Source organism: Nocardia sp. NPDC050175, assembly GCF_044459885.1.
Taxonomy (GTDB): Bacteria; Actinomycetota; Actinomycetes; order Mycobacteriales; family Mycobacteriaceae; genus Nocardia.
On the sequence record NZ_JBITJI010000015.1, the window covers coordinates 221,267 to 243,207 of the forward strand.

Genomic DNA, 21,941 nt, shown 5'->3' on the forward strand with positions numbered 1-21,941 from the left:
GGGTTTTCGTACCTTCCATTGATGGAAATCGGGGGTCGTCGCTACTTGGAGTGGACCACCATGACCGGGCAATGTGCTTGCTGGACAAGCGAATTGCTGGTGGAGCCGAGCAGTAGGCCACGGAATCCGCCACGACCTCGACTGCCGACGACAACGAGTTGCGCCGACTTGGACCAGTCGGTCAGTGCCTGTCGCGGACCGAACAGGTACACCTTGCGGATGACTTGGACGTCGGGGAACTTCTCCTGCCAGCCCGCGAGCTGCTCGGCGATGAGAGCTTGTCCGGCGATCTGGGCATCCTTGTCCGGGACGGGGTAGGGGACGCCGGAGATTCGGTCGAACATGTCACCCCACGCGTGCACGGCCACCAGCTGGGTGCGGCGCTCGCTTGCCTCGGCGAATGCCGCCGCGACGGCGGGTTCACTGTGCCGAGTGCCATCGAGGCCGACCACCACCGGACCGACGGATGGCGTGTGCTGTTCGGTGCCCGGTTCGCGGACGACCACGATGCTGCCTTTGCCGTGGCTGGTGACGGCCAGCAGCGTGGACCCGAGGTAGCCGATGGCAGCACCGCTGCCTGCGGCGCCGAGCGCGACGAGATGCGCCGTTTCCGATCGTTGGATCAATAGTCGGGCTGGATTGGCTTCGGCGACTTCGGTTTCCACGTCTAGGGTGGGATCGACCCGGTAGGCTAGCCTACCGGCCGTAGCGAGCAGATCGACTCCGTGCCGGTGCAGCTCGTCGGTCACCGCGGGCACCAGCACGTCGTACATGCCGACCAGTTCCGCCGATGCCGCCAAGTCGAAGCCGTGCACGATATTCAGTCGACGGTTGTGCCGGGAAGCAGCGTCAGCAGCCCACTCGACGGCGAGGTCAGAGGCCGCGGAACCGTCGACGCCGACCACCACCGCGGCTGTGGCCAGCCGGTGCGGATTGATGGTGGGGGAGGTGGGCATGGACGGCTTCCTTTCGGATCCAGTGGTTCTGGTACCCGTAGGTTACGAAGCCGAGGTGGTCGAGCACGTCTGTCGTTGGTCCTGAATGCGCGGGTCCAAAGGCTTTTTGTGCCGGTAAGGGGGAGTCCGCAGCGGGCGGCTGCCGATCGGCTGGCGACAGTGCTGCTTAGTCGACGCAGGTTTAGTCGGCACAGGCGTGCCGGAGCGCGTGCAGCGCGTAGTGCAGTCGTGATTTGACTGTGCCGGGCGAGATAGTCAGCTCGGCGGCGATGGCTTTTGTGCTCGCGCGCCGGTAGCAGGCGTGCACGATGACCTGCCGATGTTCGTAGCTGAGCGTCGCCAGAGCGCGCTGGATGACCGCCGTGTCAGCAAGCCTGGCACCTGGGTCATCGACGTACCGGTCGATCATCGAGCCTGCATCGGTGGTGAGCTCGTGATGTCCTCGGCCGCACCGCAACTCGTCATAGGCAAAGTTGCGGGCGACAGTGAACAGCCGAGACCAGCGGGAGAGTCCGATACCTGATTCATAAGCAACTCGCCCTGCTAGTCGAAGGGGATCTTACGACGCAGTACCCCTGAACGGCAGTACTACACCAATCCGGCCGCGCGACAGCATTCGAGGGTGCGGACGGTCGAGCGTTGCCCTTCGGGCATAACGTCCGATTTCACACGGCGATCCCCACGGCACGACCGATGGCGTAGGTGACCGCCATAGCCAAGGCACCACCGATCACGACCCGGCCCGTTGCCCGCGCAGGCGCCGCGCCGCCGAGCCGTGCGCCGAGTGCACCGGTCAGCGCCAAGGCCACCAGTACTGCAATGGCGGTCACCGGTACTCGAAGCGGCACGGCGGCAACAAGAATCGCCAATAGCGGCAATAACGCCCCGAGGGTGAACGACAGTGTGGAGGACAGTGCCGCGTGCCACGGATTGGTCAGATCGTCGGGGTCGATACCCAATTCGGCCTCGGCGTGGGCGGCGAACGCGTCCCGGGCTGTCAGCTCTTCGGCCACCGCGAGCGCGGTGGCCGCGGTCAGTCCCTTCGCCTGGTAGATCGCGGCGAGCTCGGCGAGTTCCGCTTCGGGCTCTTCGGCCAGTTCACGGCGCTCGGTAGCCAGCAACGCGCGCTCACTGTCGCGCTGCGTGCTCACCGACACGTACTCTCCGAGCGCCATCGACACTGCCCCCGCGACCAGGCCGGCGACTCCCGCGGTGAGAATCGGAGCGCGGTCGGTGGTCGCCGCGGCAACACCGACAACGATGCCCGCGACCGAGACGATCCCGTCGTTGGCGCCGAGTACACCGGCCCGCAGCCAATTGAGCCGCGACGCCGAGCCCGCCACGTGCGGCTCCGACGGGTGGGGCGCGAGAATTGAGGTCGAAAGTCCCTCGGACGCGGCGTTATCTCCACTCATACCGTGCACGCTAATGATTTCCAGCTGTCGCCACCAGCAATGAAAGGCTGCCCGAAGTGAGGTAACGCATTGCACACCAAGGGTTTCCATACCTCAGAACCGTGCACCGAACGTTGCGCTTTCGGATGGAATAAGCGTGGCTGTCGAATATTCTCGGCGCGACGCGGTTCGATGCTATTACTCAGTTCGTCCTTTGGCCTGCTCGGCCGCCGCTTCCGCATTGATGCGAATGGTATGGACGGTGGCGCGCATAATATGTGCGACGAACGGTCGAATCAGCCACCAGTATCGCAGGAACCGCTGACGTGAGTCCGGATCCGTTGTCACCGTGCGGCACTGGTAGCTGAGCAGTGTGGCGTGCTCGCCATAGCGTTCCACCGAGAAGTTCGCGGCGATCTTGCCCCACCCCGGCTCGGCGAATCCGGCGAAGTCTGCTTGCGCTACCTCACGCCATTCGATATCTGGTTGCCAGAACTTCCCGACCGCGCCGAATACGATCTCCCGCTCGGGCCGCTCACCGAGCAAAAGCCAGCCCGGTAGCCCGACACCGTCGGCCACCACGAGTCTGGGCAAGGTCGGGGCAGCGTGACCCGACCATCGGGTGGGCAGGCCGCGAAGCCACATCGCCGTCGTCAGCAGCGGTGTGCGTACGGTCAGGAAGTCTAGCGACCGCGCGGCTCGGAACGTGGTCGCCAGATCAGCCTGAACTATCTGGTGCTCCGCGATCATGGCGTCGAACACTGGCTCCGCTGACTCGATGAGCATGCGGTCGACATCAGATTTCGTCATACGGCCATGGTTGTTCAAGCCATTTGAGAAACATAGGGCCACAGGCACTTCGGCTGCGGGACATTCGGCATCAGGCAGCCGATTGCACACTGGTCCGCACAGCGCTGCGGCCGCTCCGAAAGGGGCGGCCGCAGCGCTCGAGCGTGGAACTGTGCGATCAGCTGGACGAGCTTGTCTCGATGCTCTTCTTAGCTGATATCCCGGAGATCTCGATGCGGCGCGGTGTGGCCTTGGCGGCGACCGGGATCATTATCGACAGCACGCCGTCTTGATAGGTGGCGCTGATCTTGTCGGCTTCGACACCTTCGCCGAGGGTGAGTTGGCGCATGAATCGGCCGGCGAATCGTTCGGACGCGATCCACTGCACGCCCTCCGCGCTCGGCAGGCTGCGTTCTGCGCGCAGGGTAAGCGTGCCGTTTTCGACGCTCACATCGACCGAGCCGGGGTCGACGCCAGGCAGATCGGCGTTGAGCATGTAGTGGTCACCGGTTTTGAACAGATCCATCGGCATAAATCGTGGGGCCCGCGCGGTACCCGCGGCCTCGCCGAGCAGTTGACGTGCGACTGTGTCGATGTCATGGAACGGATCGAACCTCAGCACAACAATCACCTCGATCTCGAGTGGCGGCGCATCGCCAAGTCGGCGGACGCCGGTGGTTGTGCAACTCCTACGTTAGCACTCTCAAGTTGAGAGTGCTAACAGGTCGTGCGCCGAAAATAGCTGCACCTGAAGACTTCTCGCGCAGAGTTGCATTGGACCCAGATGCGTTGCGCGCCAGTCGTCGACCACGCAGCGACTGCTGCGAACCCAACCGACGGCCCGAATTCGACGCAGGTTCTGCCCGGTTCTTTCGAAGCTGTGTGTCTGCTGGGATCAACGCGCCGGTGTGGCGAGTTTCCCGTTGGCGATTCGTTCGACGAACAGCGGGATGAAATCGCGTATCGGCCGCCCGAGGAAGCGTTGCTGTGCGTCGTGGACGATCTGCTCGACTCTGTCCGGAGCGACCTGCGGGTATCGTCTGGCGAGGCGTTGGACCACTTCGTTGATCTGGTGGGTCTCATCATTTGCCATACTTCATGGTCGCCGCGATGCGACGGAAAGGTCAATCGGCGCGGTTGCCGTGAGCGGACTGCCCCGTCGATAATGTCGCCGAATTCGACTGGGGCACTTAATATTCCGAGTCCGTTCGATCGCCTGCCCGGATCTGATCCAGGAAGTCGAGGCTTGACGCCACCACACGGCTCCGTGCTCACTGCCGGTTTCGGTGGAATGTACCGGACATGAAGGGCAGTGTGGTGAGGACGTAAGTCCTGCCGCCGTGAGCACGAGTCCTCTTATCGCAGCGCTCGCACACGCGCAGGCTGACCCGTATGCATTCCTCAGTCTCGCTGCCGCTCGACAGCGTCGCCTCCGCGGACACCGCGCTGGTTGATGGCGAGCCGGGGATCGATCTCGACCCCACCGAGCGGGTCGAGCTGCTGTTGCGCGATCTGCACAGTTCTCGATCCGGCTTGACCAGTCGTGAGGCGCAGCGGCGGTTGATCCACGTCGGGCCCAACGCGCTGCATCGGCGGGGCGGCCGGACCTGGCCGCGCGAGTTGATGGTGCAGTTCACCCATCCGCTGGCGCTGCTGTTGTGGGCGGCGGCGGGTTTGGCCTGGCTGGTTGGCATCGAGCCGGTGGCCGTCGCCGTGATCGTCGTGATCCTGATCAACGCGGCATTCGCCTTCATTCAGGAGCGGCATGCGGAGCGGGCGGTGGAGTTGCTCGCGGCGTATCTGCCTGCCCGTGCGACGGTAGTGCGCGACGGTGAGATAGCCGCGATCGACGCCGTCGACGTGGTGCCGGGCGATGTACTGGTGATCCAGGAAGGCGATCGGATTTCGGCCGATGCGCGGCTGCTCGATGGTGGTATCGAGGTCGATCTGTCCGAACTGACCGGGGAATCGCTGCCGGTGTTCCGCTCGGCCGATCCGGCGGAGGCTGGGGTGCCGCCGGCTCAGGCCTCCGATATCGCCTTCAGCGGGACAGCATGTACGGGTGGCGACGCACGCGCGGTCGTATTCGCCACCGGCATGCATACCGAGCTCGGCCGGATCGCGGCGCTGTCGGAACGGGTCGGACACGACGAGAGCCCGCTCGAACATCAAGTGCGCCAGGTGGCTTGGTTGATCGCCGTGGTCTCGCTGCTGCTCGGCGCGGCGTTCGTGCCGCTGGCGACGCTGGGTGCCGGGCTGTCGCTGCTCAACGCGGTGGTCTTTGCGGTCGGCCTCTTGGTGGGCAATGTCCCGGAAGGTCTGCTGCCGACGATCACCTTGGCGTTGGCGGTCGGCGTGCGCGACCTGGCCCGTCGCGGCGCGGTCGTGAAACGGCTCAGTGCGGTGGAGACCCTCGGGTCGACCGATGTGATCTGCACCGACAAGACCGGCACGCTCACCGAGAACCGGATGCGGGTCACCTTGCTGCACACCGCAACCGGCACGCACGACCTCGAATCCCGCGCACCGCGCCCGGCCGACCTTACGCTCACTCGGCTGGCGACCGCGATGATCGCCTGCAATAACGCCCGTTTCGATCACACCGGACGGGCACTGGGTGATCCGACCGAGACCGCCATGCTTGTCGCGGGTGCCGCCTTGGGTGCGGAGGTGAACTCTGACGAGCGGCAACGGCTGCGGCAGAAGCAGTTTCATTTCGACCCGGCGCGCAAACGGATGTCGACGATCGACAGCTCCAGTGATGGGGTCTGGGTGCATACGAAGGGCGCACCCGAGACAGTGCTGCCTCTGTGCACTACCGAACTCGACGCTGACGGCCACCCTCAACTGCTGACCCCGGACCGACGCGCGACGCTGGTCGATTTGGTGGATGCGCAAGCGCGGCAAGGACTTCGGGTACTTGCTGTCGCCGAACGCCGACTGTCGACCGGGACCGCGCCGGATGCCCGCGACCAAGCCGAACGGGACCTGCTGCTACTCGGCTTCGTCGCGATGACCGACCCGCCCCGCGCCGAGGTCGCCGACGCGGTAAGGGTGTGCCACGCCGCGGGCATCCGCATCATCGTCATCACCGGCGACAACGGTCTGACCGCCGCGACGATCGCCGCCCAGGTCGGGATCACCCATGCCGAACCGGTCGTGGTGACCGGCGAGGAACTCGAGCGGATGAGCGAAGCCGAGCTGGACACGCTGCTGTCCACGACGCCCGAGCTGATCTTCGCGCGCTCCTCGCCCGAAGCGAAACTCCTTGTCGCGGACGCACTTCGCGAGGCCGGGCATGTCGTGGCGATGACCGGTGACGGCGTCAACGACGCCCCCGCCCTGCGGCGCGCCGATATCGGCATCGCGATGGGCCGCTCCGGCACGGATGTGGCCCGCGAGGCCGCCACCATGATCCTCACCGACGACAACTTCGCCACCATCGCCGCGGCGATCGAGGCCGGGCGGCGGGTCTATGACAACATCCGCAAGTTCATCTTCTACATTTTCGCCCACGCGACTCCGGAGGTGACTCCGTTCGTCGTGTTCGCGCTCTCGGGTGGCTCGATCCCCTTGCCGTTGACCGTCTTACAGCTACTGGTTATCGATATCGGCACCGAAACCCTGCCCGCACTCGCCCTCGGTCGTGAACCGGCCGAGCCAGGTCTCATGGGTCGTCCACCGCGGCGACGCAACGAATCGATCATCCAGATACCGATGGTGTTGCGCGCGTGGCTGTTCCTCGGCGCGATCGCCGCGGCACTGGGAATGGCGGGCTTCTTCTATGTCCTGCTCGGCGCGGGATGGCATCTGGGCGATCCCACCGGCCCCGGCACACCCCTGCACCACGCCTACCTGCAGGCCACAACGATGACATTCTTCGGCTTGGTGGCCGGCCAGATCGGCACCGCGTTCGCCGCCCGCACCGAACGGGCCTCGCTGCGCTCGATCGGCGTGCTGTCCAACCCATTGCTGTTGGGAGGCATCGCATTCGAACTCGCGCTCGCCGCCGTGGTCATCTACGTCCCGCCGGTTCAACACCTGCTCGGCACGGCAGCGCTCACCCCGGCCATGCTCGCCTTCACCGCACCGTTCCCGTTCATCATCTGGGGCGCCGACGAGATCCGGCGCTGGCTGCTACGCCGAAGGGTCGGAATCCCCGAAACCATCGCGCCCGCAGTCTCGTTCGCGAAAATCTGAAGACATCGAACCCCGCACACCGAGAGGCAGATATCATGCTCGAACTCCAAGGCCGAAGCGCCATCGTCACCGGCGGTGCCCGCGGCATCGGCGCAGCCATCGCGCGCACGCTCGTCAAGTCCGGCGTCGGCGTCGTAGTGGCCGATATCCTCGAGCAAGAAGGTGCCGAGACCGCCGAATCGCTCGGTCCGACAGCGATATTCCGCGAACTCGACGTCACCGACGAACACGGATGGCGGCGCGTGATCGCCGACGCCGAGGCGAACTTCGGGCCGCTGGCCGTCCTGATCAACAACGCGGGCATCCTCGACTTCGGTGGCATCGAAGCCGAGTCGCCTGCGATGTTCCGGCATGTCGTCGACGTCAACCTGGTCGGAGCCTGGCTCGGGATGCACCTTGCGGCGCCGCGGCTGCGGGCCGCCGGGGACGGTGTCATCGTCAACATCTCCTCCACCGCAGGCCTGATGGGCTACTCCGGGATGGCCGGTTATGTGGCCAGTAAATGGGGTCTGCGCGGACTGACCAAGGCCGCCGCGATCGAACTCGGCGACGCGGGCATCCGGGTCTGCTCGGTACACCCGGGCCCGATCCATACGCCAATGACGGCCGGACTGACGAATATGGCTGCGGGGCAGCCACTCCCGCGTTTCGGCGAGCCGGAGGAGGTCGCCACGATGGTCGGTTTCATCGTCACCGAGGCCGCCTTCTCGACCGGATCGGAATTCGTCCTCGACGGCGGCGCCACCGCCGGTGCGACACTAGAGCCACCAGCCGCGACACACCAAACCTGGCAGTAGCCGTCGCGGGCGGCATCCAGAGGCCGAACTACCTATCGCCCGGTGCCGTTCGCCCCTGGGACCGAGTCGCACTCGAGCGCATTCTATGGATGGCCGAAACGTATTCGTGCCTCAGGCAGGAGAAGTTGTGAACGTAGTCGTCATTGTCCTCGCGGTGGTCGTGGTGGCGCTGATCGTGCTGGCACTGTCCATTCGAGTGGTCACCCAATACGAGAAGGGAGTGTTGTTCCGGCTCGGGCGCGTCATCGCGGTCCGTGAACCCGGACTCAATCTCATCGTCCCGGTGATCGATCAACTGCGGAAGGTGACGATGCGAATCATCACCATGCCGATCCAATCGCAGGGCATCATCACCCGCGACAATGTCAGCGTCGACATCTCTGCCGTCGCCTATTTCCGCATCGTGGACGCCGAGAAGTCGGTCGTCGCGATCGAAAACGTCTACGCGGCAATAGATCAGATCGCGCAGACCACGCTCCGCAAGGTCGTCGGGCAGCACACCCTCGACGAGGCGCTCTCCGAGACCGACGTCATCAACGCCGGCATCCGGGAGATCCTCGACACGACCACCCTGGAATGGGGTGTCGAAGTAACTCTGGTCGAGCTGAAGGACATCCAACTGCCCGACAGCATGAAGCGCGCCATGGCTCGGCAAGCCGAGGCCGAGCGCGAGAAGCGAGCGAAAATCATTGCTGCAGAAGGTGAATCAATGGCTGCCGCCGCACTTGGCGACGCTTCGGACACGATGATGGCGCACCCGTTGGCATTGCAGTTGCGCAACTTGCAGACGCTGATCGAACTCGGCGTCGACAAGAACACCACCGTCGTCTTCCCCGCTCAGCTGATGAGCGCGATCGGCGACGTCGGCTCCTACTTCGCCCGCGAAACCGCAGCAGCAGCCGCACTCGGCGCCGTGCAACCGGCGCTACCGATCCTTCCCACACCGAAGCCCAATGGCACCGCCACCCCGGCGGCAACGACGCCGATATCGAACTGAGGAAACAACGAGGCCGTAATCGACATGGCAAGCGACGACCCGCCGATCAGCAGCATCGGCGGGTCCCCGCGCGGACACGGTAATTCGGTCCTGGCAAGCGGCGAGGATCTGCCCCGGATGCGGCTCGATAATCTCGCGACGACGCCCGGTCGCACCGCCAATGACTACGGTGCGGTCATCTTCGACATGGACGGCGTAGTCACCGACACCGCCGAAGTCCATGCGGCCGCGTGGAAGTCACTATTCGATCAGGTGCTGCCCGAACTTGCCGGTCCGACACAGCCACCCTTCGACGCCGATGACGACTACCACCGGTGGGTCGACGGCCGAAGCCGTGAAGACGGGGTACGGGCCTTCCTGGAATCCCGCGGCATCGAGCTGCCCGAAGGCACCCCGACCGACAACCCTCGACAAGTGACCGTCACGGGCCTGGCCGCCCGCAAACAACAACTGTTCGCAACTGCACTGGCACAAGTCGGAGTACGTGTGTTCCCCGACGCGAAGAACCTGCTGGAACAGCTGCGCTCGGCCGATGTCCCGACAGCGCTGGTGACCGCGAGCCGCAACTGCGCCGAAGTACTCGACGCGGCGGGCATCGCCGACCTGTTCACCGTCCGCGTCGACGGCACCGACGCGCTGCGCATGAACCTCCCGGGCAAACCCGACCCGGCTATGTTCCTCGAAGCCGCGCGGCGACTGCACGTCCAACCCATCGACGCCGTGGTCATGGAGGACGCGGTAGCTGGTGTCCGTGCCGCGGTGATGGGCGGATTCGGGTTGGTCGTCGGCGTGGATCACGCCGGGACCGGTCCGCAACTGATCGGCGCCGGCGCCGATGTCGTGGTCACCGACCTCGCCGACCTGCAACTGCCACCCACCACCGAGATCGGCGAGCGAGACACCCGGTGGTGTGGTGGTGCGACCACCGCGGGTGACGGCGGCTGGAATCTGATCTACGACCGGTTCGACCCGGCGCTGGAGGGGGCGCGGGAAGCGTTGTGCACGTTGGGGAATGGGTATTGGGCCACTCGCGGCGCGGTGCCGGGCAGCGCGGCGGACTCGGTCCACTATCCGGGGACGTATCTGGCCGGGATCTACAACCGCCGCACCACCGAAATCAACGGCGGCACCGTCGAAACCGAGCATCTGGTGAACGCACCGGATTGGGCGTTCCTGACCGTCCGCCCAGCCGTCGGCCAACTGCTGTGCCCCGATTCGCCCGAAATGCTCAGTCATCATCAGGATTTGGATCTACGGACCGGCGTGCTCACCCGGGTCAACCGGTACCGCGACGGCGCGGGCCGGACGACGCGCGTCATCTTCCGGCAATTCCAGTCGCTGTCGCATCCACACCTCGCCGCAGTGCAGCTGACCCTCGAAGCGGAGGACTGGGCCGGATCCGTCGTGGTCAGATCGGCGATCAACGGACGTGTGGCGAACCGCAACGTGGCCGCCGACCGCGATCTCGCGCACGATCATCTGGCGCCGGTCGGATTCCGGCAGCTGGATCCGGACACCGTGCTGTACGACGCAATCACCAATCAATCGGGCATCGCCATTGCCTGTGCCGCGCGTACGCACACCGGAGCTACCGTGTCCGATCGTCAGGCGATCACCGACAAGGATTGCCCCGGAACAGAATTCACGATCGACCTCCATCCCGGGGTGCCCGTGACTATCGAGAAGGTCGCCGCCGTGACGACCTCGCGGGATCGCGGCCTTTCGACGGCTGCGCTGGCGGCCGAGCATCGGATCGGCAGGGCGCCCGGGTTCGAGGCTTTGCTCGCCGCACACATCGAAGCATGGGCGCACCTGTGGGACAGGTTCGGCATTGCGCTCGGCGCCGGTCGCCGTCACCGACTCGCGTTGAACCTGCACATCTTTCACGTCCTGCAAGCGACTATCGCGGTCGGTCCGGACGATGATGTCGGTCTGCCCGCTCGGGGGCTGCACGGCGAAGCCTATCGAGGCCATATCTTCTGGGACGAGCTGTTCGTCTACCCCGTACTGACACTGCGCAGACCCGACCTGACCCGAGCGTTTCTGCGCTACCGCTATCGCAGGCTGCCGCAGGCACGCGCAGCGGCAACCGCCGAAGGGCTCGCTGGAGCCCTGTTTCCCTGGCAGAGCGGCAGCGACGGGCGCGAAGAGACCCCGGGCCAGCTGTTCAACGTTCGCAATGGCCAATGGATGCCGGACAATTCACGCCGCCAGCGCCACGTCGGGCTCGCGGTCGCCTACAGCGTGTGGCAGTACTACCAGGCCACCGCAGACCTGCGGTTCCTCATGGACTGCGGCGCCGAGATGCTGGTGGAGGTGGCGCGGCTGTTCGCGAGCCTGGCTGTGTACGACCCGGTCGACGACCGATACGACATCACCGGGGTGATGGGCCCGGACGAGTACCACGACGGCTACCCGGATACGCCGGGCAGCGGTCTGCGCAACAACGCGTACACGAACGTATTGACCGCGTGGGTCCTGGCCCGTGCCCGCGCCGCGGTCGCACTGCTCACCGGCCTCGACTGCGATCCGCTGCGAGACCGGCTGCGGATCGGGCCGGACGAACCCGCGCAGTGGGATCGGATCAGCAGACGCCTGCGCGTGCCCTTCCACGAAGGCGTCATCAGCCAATTCGAAGGATACGAGCAACTGGCCGAATTCGACTGGGACGCTTACCGATCCGAATACGGCGAGATCGGCCGCCTCGACCTGATCCTGCAAGCCGAGGGCGACACCACCAACCGCTACAAGCTCTCCAAACAAGCCGACGTACTCATGCTGTTCTACCTGTTCTCCGCCGACGAACTACGTGAACTCTTCGACCGTCTCGACTATCCGCTGCCGCCGGAACTCATTCCCCGCACCGTCGAGTACTACCTCGCCCGCACCAGCCACGGCTCCACCCTGAGCCGTTTGGCGCACGCCTGGGTCCTGGCGCGCACCAACCGCGCCCTGTCATGGTCACTGTTCACCGAGGCCCTCGACGCCGACCTGGCCGACACCCAAGGCGGCACCACTCGCGAAGGAGTCCATCTGGGCGCCATGGCAGGCACCGCGGACATGGTCATCCGCTGCTACGGCGGCGTCGAAACCCGCGACGATATCCTCCGGCTACATCCGGTCCTGCCCGAGGAATTGCCGCGGGCCGAATTCACCCTCAGCTACCGAGGACAACCGCTCACCGTCACCCTGACCAGCACCAAAGCCGTTCTGCGCCTGCATCCCAGCACGGTCGCTCCCATCCGTGTCAGCGTCGAGGACATCGAGAAGACACTGTCCGCCGGGCAGTCGTGGGAAGTGCCGCTGAACTGTGGTACCTCGACCTCGACGCCCGCACCCTCAGCGCGCCAAGGGGTCTCCGCCGTGGACGAGACAGCGGCTACTCACCGGTAGGGATGGGGGTCCGTCGAGCGCTGTGCGGATAGCTCTGTGTTCCATGGGTTTTGCGGCGTAGTGTTCGGCTGGCTTTCTCTGGGTCCCGAAGCGCGGCTCGCCTCCGTGTGGACGACAGACTCAGGAGCAGTGCATGGTGTATGCCGATCGTTGTGACGCCGGCCGCCAACTCACCGAACGCTTGCCGGCGTTGTCTGGATCCGGGGTGGTCGCCCTTGCGTGCCGCGTGGCGGGGTTCCGGTCGCTTACCAGGTGGTTTCCGAGTCTGAACGGCTTGCGGTGACCCGCGAGCAAGGAGAACTGTTGCGCCGCAGCGTCGCTCGCTACCGTCATGATCAGCCGTGCCGAGCGTTGGCTGGCGCCACCGCGGTGATCGTCGATGATGGTCTTGCCACGGGCGCTTCTGCTCACGCGGCTTGCGCGGTTGCCCGCGCGCGGGGCGCGGCCCGGGTGGTGTTCGCTGTACCGGTCGGCTCGTATCAACCGATGCGTGCGCTGGCCGCGGTCGCCGACGACATCGTCTGCCCGCACACGCCGCGGCCGTTCGGTTCGATCCGCCCGTGGTATCTGGACTTCGCCGAAGTGACCGACCTCGAGGTCTGCGCTCTGCTCGACTCGGCAGCCGAAAACCAGCCTGTCCCACGTCGGTCAGTTCCATCCGTCACAGGGATCGTTGGTGCTGCAGGGATTTGAAGGAGATGGACCCGGCTGCCGCCGGGATCCAGAATGTCGCCAGCCGATAGGCGAGGACGCCCGCGACCGCTGGTGCACTCGCCACACCGCCGACCATCAGCCCGGTTACCAGGGCGGCCTCGACGACGCCGAGCCCCGATGGAGTTGGGCTGGCCGCGCCGAGAGCGGCCCCGCCCAGAAAGACCGCGGCGACCAAAGCGACCGGGGCGTGCCCGCCGAATGCGTGTACTGAAAACCCGAGGGCCGCAATGTAAGCGGTATTTGTGCCGACCTGACCGCCGATCAGCACGGCGGCGCGTGATGGCCGGCGCAGGATGCCGGCCATCGTATCGCAGGTGGTGCGTATCTCGGTGAGCCAGGCGGGGCGCCGCAGCATGAGCACGACTGCGACGCCGAGCGCGGCCATCACGGAGACGAAGGCGATCAGCAATATCCAGCCGGAAGGCAGCGCGGCGGTCAGCAGCAGCCGGGTCCGGCCCAGCCAGACTCCGGCGCAGGCCAGCTCGATGAGGTGCAGCATGACACCGGCCGTCACAGTAAGGGCAACGGTCGCAACGGCAGTGGTCCTGGTGAGCCCGCAGCGTTCCAGATACCGCTCGTTGACAGCGGTGCCGCCGACCCCGTACGGCATCAGCAGGTTGGCGAACGACGTTGCCAGCTGCGCGTTCATCGTGCGCCCGAAGGGGAGTGGCCGGGGACTTGCGCCCATTACCGCGAGCGCCGCCGTGGCGTAGGTCATGGCCGACATTGCCAGGGCGCCCACGAGCCACTGCCATTGCGCATCGCCCAGGGTGTGGATGGTCTGCCCGAGCTGGCCGATCTGTGGCAGCAGTACGTAGGTCGCGACGACGGTTGCGGCGATCCAGCCGAATGTGTGCCAATGGAATCGCACCGATACCGCGCGAGTGGCGGCAGTGCTGAGCGGTTCGTTCTCGACGGTGCGCGCACCGGCGGAAGTCGTTCGGCCAGGGCCGGGTTGGTCCAGCGCCAGTGGCTCGAGCGTGGCTGTCCGGCGGGCAGGCGCGAACGGATCGTCGTGATGCGGCATAAGGTCCTCTCGGTGCCACACTCGATACGCTGCGGGAGGTGGTACTGCTCAGCCTGCGGTACCGCTACCGGTACGCCACAGGGCCGAAAGGTTCGATCCGGCGGGGCGATGGTCCCGGACCTGGTGCTCGACCGGTCCAGCTACCTCGGATCCAGGTGCCTGCTATCGGCTGAGCGGGCCGAAGGTCCGGAAGCCGTCAGTTTTCGCGCGGCGGTTGGTCGGGCAGTGGTGCAGACCAGCGCAACACTGTGCCACGGTCGGCACCGCGTCCGATGTCGAAACTGCCGCCGGACTGCTCGGCGCGCGCGGCCAGGTTCGCGAGTCCGCTGGTGTGGGGGAGGTTTTCGGGGATGCCGGTGCCGTCGTCGCTGATCTCGATGATGACGTCGTCGCGGACCGAGAGATTGATCGAGACCGTGGTCGCCGCGGCGTGCCGGATGACGTTGCTTACGGCTTCGCGCAGCACTGCCTCGACATCCTCGGACAGCGGCGGCGCGAGTACCGAGACCGGGCCGGCCAGCCGGATCGTGGTGCGCAGGCCGGTGTCGGCGGTCATCTCGGCGATCACCGCATGCAGCTGTTTGCGCAGGGTCGGGGCATCGGCTGCGGTGCTGCTGTGCAGGTCGAAGATCGAGTGCCGGATTTCCTGGACGATGGCCTGGATGTCCTGGATGGTTTCGGTGAGCCGGGTCTTGATCTCGGGGGTGCGGGTTCGTTGCGCTGTGCTCTGCAGTGAGAGCCCGACCGCGAACAGTCGTTGAATGACGTGATCGTGCAGGTCGCGGGCGATCCGGTCGCGATCGGAGAGCACGTCGAGTTCGCGCATGCGCCGCTGGGTGGCGGCCAGTTGCAGAGCGAGCGCGGCCTGGCTGGAGAAGGCAGTGATCATGGCCTGTCCAGCTGCGTCGAGGGGCTGTGCCTCGGTGGGGCGCAGGGTGACCAGCACGCCGATGACGGCGTTTTCGGCGCGCAGCGGAAGAATTAGCGCGGGTCCGAATTCGGCGGGTCCGTCGAATTGCGGGCGGAACATCAGCTGGTCGCTGGCCACCACCCGACCTGACATGTACGCCGTGCCGGAATGCGAGTCGGCAATCGGGATACGTTGTCCAGGAAGGTGTTCCGATCCGGTGCCGGCGGCGGCGACGACAACGAGTTCGGTGACCTCGTCATGCGGGATATCGGGATCTTCGGGTAGTGCGAGGAAGGCGGCCGCGGAGTGGGTGAGTGTCAGCGCCCGGTCGGCGATCAGCTCGAGCACCTCGTTCGGTTCGCTGCCGCCCAGCAGTTCGGTGGCCACGTCCTGGGTCGCTTCGAGCCACTGCTGACGGACGCGGGACTGCTCGTAGAGGCGTGCGTTGGCAATGGCCGTACCCGCGGCTGCCGCGAGGGCCAGCACGATGGCTTCGTCGTCGTCGGTGAATTCTTGGCCGCCTGCTTTCTCGGTGAGGTACAGGTTGCCGAACACCTCATCGCGTACCTTGACAGGGACCCCGAGGAACGTATTCATCGGCGGGTGATGCTCGGGGAAGCCAACCGAGGCGGGATGGGTCGAAAGATTGGTCAGCCGAATGGGTTTCGGTTCCTCGATGAGCACGCCGAGCACGCCGTGACCGCGCGGCAGGTCGCCGATCATCACGCGGGTTCGGTCGTCGATGCCTTCGTAGACGAATTCGGCGAGCTGCAGACTTTCCTTGTCGGTCTCGCGGACACCGAGCGCGCCGTATCCGGCATCGACCAGTTCGATCGCGGTGTGCACGATGGTGCGCAGGGTGTTGTCGAGGTCGAGCCCCGCGGTCACGACCAGCATGGCCTCGATAAGCCGGTCCATCTGATCGCGCACGCCGACGATCTGGGCAATCCGCTCCTGCACCTCGGCGAGCAGCTCACGCAGTCGCATCTGCGACAACGTTTCGACCACCGGGCTTTGACCAGGTCCAGCCGGGCCGGACCGTCCGCCATCCATATCGGTCATCCTCCCACGTGGAGATGACCACAGCGGTCGGCCGACAACATGCCTGCGCTCCCGCTAGTCGCTAGCGACTCATTGCCTCTGCTGCGGTGCATTGAGCTTCGAGGCGATGACGGCGGCCTGGGTGCGGCGCTCGACGCCGAGCTTGGCCAGCAGTCGGGAAACGTAGTTCTTCACGGTCTTCTCGGCCAGGAACATCCGGGCGGCGATCTGCCGGTTGGTCAATCCCTCGCCGAGCAGATCGAGCAACGTGCGTTCTTGATCGGTCAGGCTGGCCAGCGGACCGGTCTTGGCGCTGGCCTCGTCGCGCAGTTTTGCCATGAGCGCGGCCGCGGCACGGTTGTCGAGCAGTGATCGTCCGGCGCCGACCTCTCGAATGGCGTCGACCAGTTCGAGGGTTCCGATGTCTTTGACCACGTAGCCGCTGGCCCCGGCCAGGATCGCGTCGAGCATCGCTTGTTCGTCGGTGAACGAGGTCAGGATCAGGCAGCGCAGCTCGGGGTGCTGGTTGAGCAGGTCGCGGCACAGTTCGATGCCGTTGCCGTCGGGTAGTCGCACGTCGAGGACGACGACGTCGGGTCGCAGCGCGGGGATCCGCGCCATCGCCTGGGACACGTTGCCGGCCTCGCCGATCACTTCGAGGTCGGTTTCGGCGTCGATCAGGTCGGCGACCCCGCGTCGCACGATGTGATGGTCGTCCACCAAGAACACGGTGACCATTCGGATGCACCTCCCTGGGCAGTTGATTCAGCCTACGAAGATTTTCTCGGCCGTGGCACGGAGTTCGACTCTCGATTGAGGACCAAAGTCCCTTGACGTGTCCGGGTTGGTAGCCGATTGCCAAGCACCGAATGCGCTGTTCACGGTGTCCCGGAGTGGCAACCCGGTATCGAGCGACGTCGCGCCCGACCATGGCGCTGCGGACTCCGACATGGCTGCGGCAATCTGCGGAGTCGCCTCGGAGTCGCCGGTGTCGCGTTGGCCGATCCGGTGGTCGGCCACCGTGTCCGGACAGCCGCACTGCAGTTGAACCACATCGGCATGCGTGTCGGCAGCAAGCAGTTGGGCGCGCTGTCGTTCGTCCGCATCGATCCAGCTGGCATCGAGGATCACCGAGACACCGAGCGAGAGCAGCAAACGTGCGCGAGTCAGCAGCTCGGTATAAACCTGGATCTTGTTCGCTGCGGAATATGCTCCCGCACCGAAGGTTCCGCTGCTCCCATGCACCCGCCCCGTCGCGCGTAGCTGTGTGCGCACCTGATCGCTGGAGCACACTACAGCTCCGGTCAACGCCGAAAGCTCTTTGGCGACAGTGGATTTCCCGGTGCCAGGCAGTCCGCCGACCAGCACCAGGCGTACGGCTGCCTCGTCCAGATGCCGCGCGGCGATCGTCAGATGCCGTCGTATGCGATCGCGGGCGGAACTGTCGCCCTGCCCGAAGCGGATTGCATCGACCTTGGCGCGAACCAGTGCACGATAGGCGATGTAGTGATCGCGCAGCGAACGCGGCGCGGGATCGGCGGTGATCAGCAGATAGTCCGAGAGTAACTGATCACCTAGTCCCGAGTATCCGAGGAACTCCAGATCCATTGCCAGAAAGGCGATGTCGTCGAGGGAGTCGATGTAGCGCAGCCGGTCGTCGAAGTCCAGGCAATCCAGCACCCGGAAGCCGTCGGTCAGATCGAAGATGTCCTCGGCCTGTAGATCGCCGTGACCGTCGACGATGCGGTCATCGGCAATCCTGTTCATCAGCAACGATTCGCGGCCGTCGATGAAGCGCATCGCGAGCCAGTCGATCCGATCGACCAGGTACGGATCGGCCACCTCGGGCTGATCGGCAAGACTGCGCAACAGCATTCGCCATCGGCCGCGCAGCGCGTCGGGGGTGCCTTCGGCGTTGATCTCGGGACCACGGCGGGCCGAGTGATGGAACAGTGCGATGACCTGTACCAGCGCCGATAGCCTCGATCGGGACAGCTCAGGATCGGCGAGAGTGTTCGACAGCCGGCGATCCTCGGGCATCCGGCGCATGAGCACCACCGGCTCATCCGGTCCACCGACCGGGTCGGTGAGGTGTGCGACGCCGAGGTACACATCCGGCGCCAGACGACTGTTCAGCTCGACCTCCCTAGCGCATGCGAGTTCACGGAGCAGCGGTGTACTGAAGTCGAGAAAGTCGGTGCGGAGGGGCTTTTTCACCTTGTAAGCCCGTTCTCCGCACAGCATCACGAGCCCGGAGTGCGTTTCCCGCAGCTCGGCGGGCGATCCGTATTCGGGCATGGGGCACAGCCTTTCGGAGAATCCGATTCCTGTACTCAGGATCACCCACGGTGGGTTTCTGCGTGACGGCCGAAGGTCATTGAAATCGAGGGACTTCGGATCGTTTCCGGAAGTCCCTCGACATGGGGCCGTCCTGCTCTGTATCCGGGAGTCACCTGAATGGCAGCGTAGAGACCGACGATGAAATGGACGGTGGACGGTGATGAACCACGGATGGCCCGACGAGCACACCCTGCGGGCGGCGTTGACGCTCGCGATGCGGGCACCGTCGGTCCACAACACACAGCCGTGGCGATTCCGGATCAGCGACCATCACATACACCTGTATCTCGACCAGACGCGGGCGAATCAGCTGTCCGGCACCGACCAGCGCGACGCCGTATTGAGCTGTGGCGCAGCACTACACCATCTGCGAATCGCGCTCGCCGCAGCGGGGTGGTCGGCCGTCGTACATCGGTTACCGACTCCGGCCGATCTGAACCACCTCGCATCGATCGAACTGGTGCCACATCGACCGACCATGCTCGAGCACGCGCTGAGCGGCGCGATCCTTCGTAGGCAGACCGATCGGCGACACTTCAGCTCGGCGCCGATCCCGCCCGGCTACCTCGGGTTGGTGAACGAACGCGCGACGACACTCGGGGCCAGTGTCCGGCAGGCTGTGGACACCACACGCGAGCGTCTGGTCGAGGTGCTGCGCGCGGCCCAGGACACAGGTGCCGGCTATCGACTGGAACTGGCCGACTGGAGCGGCAGGCCGGTGACACCGGACGGCGTTCCTGCCCGCAACATCCCGCTGTACTCACATCCCGGGGGAGTACCGGGGATAGTCGCCGTGCCGCGGCAGGCTGCGCCCGACTTCGCTGAACTACTGGTACTCGGCACCTCGACCGACGACCGGTTGGCGCAGCTGTGCGCGGGTGAGGCGCTCAGCGCGGTACTGCTGACCGCGACCAACGTCGGCTTGGCGACCTGCGCCCTGACCGAGTCACTCGAAATTCCTGAACTGCGCCAGCGCATCCGCGTCGGAGTGCTGGACGATCTGGCCTATCCGCAGGCCGTCATCAGGATCGGCTTGGTTCCCACAGATGCTGCCGCGCTGGCGGTCGCGCCGCGTCGCGCACTCGCCGATGTCTTGGATCCATTCGAACCAGCGGCCTGCTGAGCGCAGGCCCACGCGGCGCGATCAGTCGGTTCAGTGATCTATCCGACCGGACACGTGACACATCGAACACCGCAGGCAACGCCGGATACCTAGGAGGTGGTCACTGAGTAGTCACCTATCAGTCCCGCATCCCGAGAAACCCGGGAGCGGTGCACGACATCGGCCCCTGTGGCCGGTGGGCCAAAACTTGAAGTCAATCCCCCCTCTTTCGTAGATCGTCGCTCCGGCAGTCGGACGTGCAGGCTCACCATGCATTACGCGGCTTGGCATGCCACTCCGCGGGTAAGTCGCCGACACTGAGGATCCGTGTCGGCGAAGAGCCGGGCGGTCAGGCTGAGGCTGCGGAGAGTGCCGCTAGCTCCGCGGGGGTGAGCTCCAGGGAGACAGCCGCCAGGAGATCGGGCAGCTGCTCGACGGTCCGGGCGCTGGCGATGGGGGCGGCAATGTGCGGCTGCGCGCCCAGCCAGGCGAGCGCGACCGACGTGACCGACGCGCCGTGCGCCGCCGCGACCTCGTCGAGCGCGGCCAGAACCCGCTCGCCGCGGGCGTCCAGGTAGGCCAGTGCGCCTGCGGCCCGCGGACTCTTGGCGCTGTCGTCCTTGGAGCGGTACTTGCCGGTCAGGAAGCCACCGGCGAGACCGAAATACGGCAGCGTCGAGAGGCCTTCGCGGGCGACCAGCGGGGCGAGTTCCTCCTCGTAGCCACGCTCGACGAGGTTGTAGTGCGGCTGCAGCGCGACGTACCGTGCGAAGCCTTCGCGGTCCGAGACAGCCAGCGCTTCGGCGAGGCGGGGCGCGGTGTAGTTCGACGCCGCGATGTAGCGGACCTTGCCCGCACGGACCAGCGCGTCGAAGGCCTGCAGCGTCTCTTCGAGCGGAGTCTCGGCGTCGTCGCCGTGGGCGTAGTACAGGTCGATGTAGTCGGTCTGGAGCCGGTGGAGGGAGTCCTCGGCCGCGGCGGCGATGTTCTTCGCCGACAGGCCGGGGCGGGTTCCGAGGCTGCCCACCTTGGTCGCGATCACGACGTCGTCGCGACGCCCGCGTTTCCTCAGCCAGCTGCCGATGATCGTCTCGGACTCGCCGCCGACGTTGCCGGGAACGAATGCGGAGTAGGCGTCGGCGGTGTCGACGAAGTTCCCACCCGCCGCCGTGTAGGCGTCGAGGACCGTGAACGACTGTTGCTCGTCGGCGGTGAAGCCGAAGACGTTGCCGCCGAGGTTGAGCCCGAAGACGTCGAGATCGGTGCTTCCAATTTTCATGGTATTTCCCCTTTGCTTTATGGAGTCGTGAACGGTGGAGTCGGTGAACCCGCGCCTCACAGGTGCGGGCTCTCGCCTCCGTCGACCATCAAGCGGGTCCCGGTGACGACGGCCCGCTTGCCCTTGAGTTCGGGCGGCGAAGAGGGGGAGGTCATGAGCACGACGCTAGGAGCAGGTTCGGCGGAAAGTAAACGAGCGAATACATCGGCCCATATTTACGCTGGTAGAGAGGCAAAAGATGCGAGTACGTTGTTTACATGACAGAGAGCAGGAAGCGGGATGCCGCGAAGACCAGGGCGGCGATCCTGCAGGCGGCGGCGATCCTGTTCGCCGAACAGGGCTATCAGCGAACGACCGTGCGCGCGATCGCGGCGGCGGCTGCTTGCAACCCGGCCCTGATCAGCCGCTACTTCGGCGGCAAGGCGTGCCTCTACGCGACGGTCGTCGACGAGAACATGCCGGGCCACCGCACGATGACCAGCGACGTGCGCACGGGGGCGCGGGCGCGCGAACTCGTCCAACGACAGTTGGAAATGGCCCAGTTGACGACCTACGAGGAACATCGGGAGCGGGTGAGCATCCTGCTGCGGTCGGTCGGGCCCGGCGCGTCCGGCGAGACGATCCGCCAGCTGCTCGACCAGCTGCTCGCGGCCCCGTTCGGGCAGCACATCGACGGCCCGGACGCAGGCCTGCGGGCAAACCTGCTCTTCGTGCAACTGTTCGGTTTGAGCCTGCTCCGCGACATGGTCGGGCTGCCCCAACTCGCCCAAGCCTCCGACGCGGAGATCCTGTGGTACCTGGCTCCGGCCATCCACCAGATCCTGGTCCCCGCAAGGCCTTACCCCGCGGCCAGGCCGTAGGCGTTGCGATCAGCCGGGCACCGCGGCAGTGTCAGCCTTTGATGCGGCGACCCGCGCGTTGGTGATCCGGCCAAACAGGTTGGTTGGCGGCACTTCCCAACGAGCGCTACGGCCGAATTGCGTGCGTTGTGGCGTGTAGATG

At 65.7% G+C, this 21,941-nt stretch carries 18 protein-coding genes; 7 read left to right on the forward strand and 11 right to left on the reverse strand.

Features of this window, described 5'->3' with window-relative positions; genetic code table 11:
- Nucleotides 1–41 precede the first annotated feature (41 nt).
- The 6 genes from ACIBK2_RS38280 to ACIBK2_RS38305 all read right to left on the reverse strand — a co-directional run bounded on the left by ACIBK2_RS38280 (nucleotide 42) and on the right by ACIBK2_RS38305 (nucleotide 4,232).
- On the reverse strand, nucleotides 42–956 hold the full coding sequence (locus ACIBK2_RS38280; RefSeq protein ID WP_396974849.1) for a universal stress protein: 915 nt from the start codon (nucleotides 954–956) through the stop codon (nucleotides 42–44).
- A 181-nt stretch (nucleotides 957–1,137) separates the two neighbouring features.
- Nucleotides 1,138–1,365, reverse strand: coding sequence for a sigma factor-like helix-turn-helix DNA-binding protein (locus ACIBK2_RS38285; protein WP_396974851.1), 228 nt, complete (start codon nucleotides 1,363–1,365; stop codon nucleotides 1,138–1,140).
- 256 nt (nucleotides 1,366–1,621) lie between these two features.
- Nucleotides 1,622–2,371, reverse strand: a complete 750-nt coding sequence (locus tag ACIBK2_RS38290) for a VIT family protein (protein WP_396974853.1) — start codon at nucleotides 2,369–2,371, stop codon at nucleotides 1,622–1,624.
- 177 nt (nucleotides 2,372–2,548) lie between these two features.
- Nucleotides 2,549–3,208, reverse strand: coding sequence for a hypothetical protein (locus ACIBK2_RS38295; protein WP_396974854.1), 660 nt, complete (start codon nucleotides 3,206–3,208; stop codon nucleotides 2,549–2,551).
- A gap of 109 nt (nucleotides 3,209–3,317) precedes the next feature.
- Entirely contained in the window at nucleotides 3,318–3,761 is a 444-nt protein-coding gene (locus tag ACIBK2_RS38300) for an Hsp20/alpha crystallin family protein (protein WP_396974855.1), read from the reverse strand.
- Between the two features lie 273 nt (nucleotides 3,762–4,034).
- On the reverse strand, nucleotides 4,035–4,232 hold the full coding sequence (locus ACIBK2_RS38305) for a three-helix bundle dimerization domain-containing protein (protein WP_396974857.1): 198 nt from the start codon (nucleotides 4,230–4,232) through the stop codon (nucleotides 4,035–4,037).
- A gap of 299 nt (nucleotides 4,233–4,531) precedes the next feature.
- Here ACIBK2_RS38305 and ACIBK2_RS38310 point away from each other — a divergent pair, with 299 nt between their 5' ends.
- The 5 genes from ACIBK2_RS38310 (at nucleotide 4,532) to ACIBK2_RS38330 (ending at nucleotide 13,219) form a co-directional block, all read left to right on the forward strand.
- The gene (locus ACIBK2_RS38310) at nucleotides 4,532–7,339 is read left to right on the forward strand and encodes a cation-translocating P-type ATPase (RefSeq protein WP_396974858.1); all 2,808 of its coding nucleotides are present in this window, start codon (nucleotides 4,532–4,534) and stop codon (nucleotides 7,337–7,339) included.
- A gap of 35 nt (nucleotides 7,340–7,374) precedes the next feature.
- A complete protein-coding gene (locus ACIBK2_RS38315) occupies nucleotides 7,375–8,136 on the forward strand; it encodes an SDR family NAD(P)-dependent oxidoreductase (RefSeq protein WP_396974860.1) in 762 nt (253 codons plus the stop codon).
- Between the two features lie 127 nt (nucleotides 8,137–8,263).
- Nucleotides 8,264–9,133 carry a slipin family protein gene (locus ACIBK2_RS38320; protein ID WP_396974862.1) on the forward strand — a complete coding sequence of 290 codons (870 nt, stop codon included), beginning with the start codon at nucleotides 8,264–8,266 and terminating at the stop codon, nucleotides 9,131–9,133.
- Between the two features lie 117 nt (nucleotides 9,134–9,250).
- Entirely contained in the window at nucleotides 9,251–12,526 is a 3,276-nt protein-coding gene (locus ACIBK2_RS38325; RefSeq protein ID WP_396974960.1) for a beta-phosphoglucomutase family hydrolase, read from the forward strand.
- 252 nt (nucleotides 12,527–12,778) lie between these two features.
- The gene (locus tag ACIBK2_RS38330) at nucleotides 12,779–13,219 is read left to right on the forward strand and encodes a hypothetical protein (RefSeq protein WP_396974864.1); all 441 of its coding nucleotides are present in this window, start codon (nucleotides 12,779–12,781) and stop codon (nucleotides 13,217–13,219) included.
- Here the strand turns inward: ACIBK2_RS38330 and ACIBK2_RS38335 are convergent.
- The 4 genes from ACIBK2_RS38335 to ACIBK2_RS38350 all read right to left on the reverse strand — a co-directional run bounded on the left by ACIBK2_RS38335 (nucleotide 13,188) and on the right by ACIBK2_RS38350 (nucleotide 18,516).
- Nucleotides 13,188–14,267, reverse strand: a complete 1,080-nt coding sequence (locus ACIBK2_RS38335) for a YbhN family protein (RefSeq protein ID WP_396974866.1) — start codon at nucleotides 14,265–14,267, stop codon at nucleotides 13,188–13,190. The two genes, ACIBK2_RS38330 and ACIBK2_RS38335, sit on opposite strands and share 32 nt — an antisense overlap.
- Nucleotides 14,268–14,463: 196 nt before the next feature.
- A complete protein-coding gene (locus ACIBK2_RS38340; protein ID WP_396974868.1) occupies nucleotides 14,464–16,239 on the reverse strand; it encodes a GAF domain-containing sensor histidine kinase in 1,776 nt (591 codons plus the stop codon).
- A gap of 69 nt (nucleotides 16,240–16,308) precedes the next feature.
- The gene (locus ACIBK2_RS38345) at nucleotides 16,309–16,956 is read right to left on the reverse strand and encodes a response regulator (RefSeq protein ID WP_396974870.1); all 648 of its coding nucleotides are present in this window, start codon (nucleotides 16,954–16,956) and stop codon (nucleotides 16,309–16,311) included.
- A 27-nt stretch (nucleotides 16,957–16,983) separates the two neighbouring features.
- The gene (locus ACIBK2_RS38350) at nucleotides 16,984–18,516 is read right to left on the reverse strand and encodes an AAA family ATPase (RefSeq protein ID WP_396974872.1); all 1,533 of its coding nucleotides are present in this window, start codon (nucleotides 18,514–18,516) and stop codon (nucleotides 16,984–16,986) included.
- Between the two features lie 202 nt (nucleotides 18,517–18,718).
- Between ACIBK2_RS38350 and ACIBK2_RS38355 the strand changes: the two genes are divergently transcribed.
- Nucleotides 18,719–19,681, forward strand: coding sequence for an Acg family FMN-binding oxidoreductase (locus ACIBK2_RS38355; RefSeq protein ID WP_396974874.1), 963 nt, complete (start codon nucleotides 18,719–18,721; stop codon nucleotides 19,679–19,681).
- Between the two features lie 328 nt (nucleotides 19,682–20,009).
- Here ACIBK2_RS38355 and ACIBK2_RS38360 read toward each other — a convergent pair whose 3' ends face one another.
- A complete protein-coding gene (locus tag ACIBK2_RS38360; RefSeq protein WP_396974876.1) occupies nucleotides 20,010–20,939 on the reverse strand; it encodes an aldo/keto reductase in 930 nt (309 codons plus the stop codon).
- Nucleotides 20,940–21,196: 257 nt separating this feature from the next.
- On the opposite strand from ACIBK2_RS38360, the gene ACIBK2_RS38365 reads away from it, so the two are divergent.
- Complete coding sequence (locus ACIBK2_RS38365; RefSeq protein WP_396974878.1) at nucleotides 21,197–21,799, forward strand: TetR family transcriptional regulator; 603 nt, start codon at nucleotides 21,197–21,199, stop codon at nucleotides 21,797–21,799.
- Nucleotides 21,800–21,941 lie beyond the last annotated feature (142 nt).

Excerpts from the sequence above, each read along its gene's own strand:
- ACIBK2_RS38355 (WP_396974874.1), top strand. The coding sequence starts at position 18,719 with ATGAACCACGGATGGCCCGACGAGCACACCCTGCGGGCGGCGTTGACG.
- ACIBK2_RS38365 (WP_396974878.1), top strand. The coding sequence starts at position 21,197 with ATGACAGAGAGCAGGAAGCGGGATGCCGCGAAGACCAGGGCGGCGATC.
- ACIBK2_RS38290 (WP_396974853.1), bottom strand. The coding sequence starts at position 2,371 with ATGAGTGGAGATAACGCCGCGTCCGAGGGACTTTCGACCTCAATTCTC.
- ACIBK2_RS38350 (WP_396974872.1), bottom strand. The coding sequence starts at position 18,516 with ATGCCCGAATACGGATCGCCCGCCGAGCTGCGGGAAACGCACTCCGGG.
- ACIBK2_RS38305 (WP_396974857.1), bottom strand. The coding sequence starts at position 4,232 with ATGGCAAATGATGAGACCCACCAGATCAACGAAGTGGTCCAACGCCTC.
- ACIBK2_RS38280 (WP_396974849.1), bottom strand. The coding sequence starts at position 956 with ATGCCCACCTCCCCCACCATCAATCCGCACCGGCTGGCCACAGCCGCG.
- ACIBK2_RS38310 (WP_396974858.1), top strand. The coding sequence starts at position 4,532 with ATGCATTCCTCAGTCTCGCTGCCGCTCGACAGCGTCGCCTCCGCGGAC.
- ACIBK2_RS38335 (WP_396974866.1), bottom strand. The coding sequence starts at position 14,267 with ATGCCGCATCACGACGATCCGTTCGCGCCTGCCCGCCGGACAGCCACG.
- ACIBK2_RS38285 (WP_396974851.1), bottom strand. The coding sequence starts at position 1,365 with ATGATCGACCGGTACGTCGATGACCCAGGTGCCAGGCTTGCTGACACG.
- ACIBK2_RS38325 (WP_396974960.1), top strand. The coding sequence starts at position 9,251 with ATGCGGCTCGATAATCTCGCGACGACGCCCGGTCGCACCGCCAATGAC.
- ACIBK2_RS38360 (WP_396974876.1), bottom strand. The coding sequence starts at position 20,939 with ATGAAAATTGGAAGCACCGATCTCGACGTCTTCGGGCTCAACCTCGGC.
- ACIBK2_RS38315 (WP_396974860.1), top strand. The coding sequence starts at position 7,375 with ATGCTCGAACTCCAAGGCCGAAGCGCCATCGTCACCGGCGGTGCCCGC.
- ACIBK2_RS38345 (WP_396974870.1), bottom strand. The coding sequence starts at position 16,956 with ATGGTCACCGTGTTCTTGGTGGACGACCATCACATCGTGCGACGCGGG.
- ACIBK2_RS38340 (WP_396974868.1), bottom strand. The coding sequence starts at position 16,239 with ATGACCGATATGGATGGCGGACGGTCCGGCCCGGCTGGACCTGGTCAA.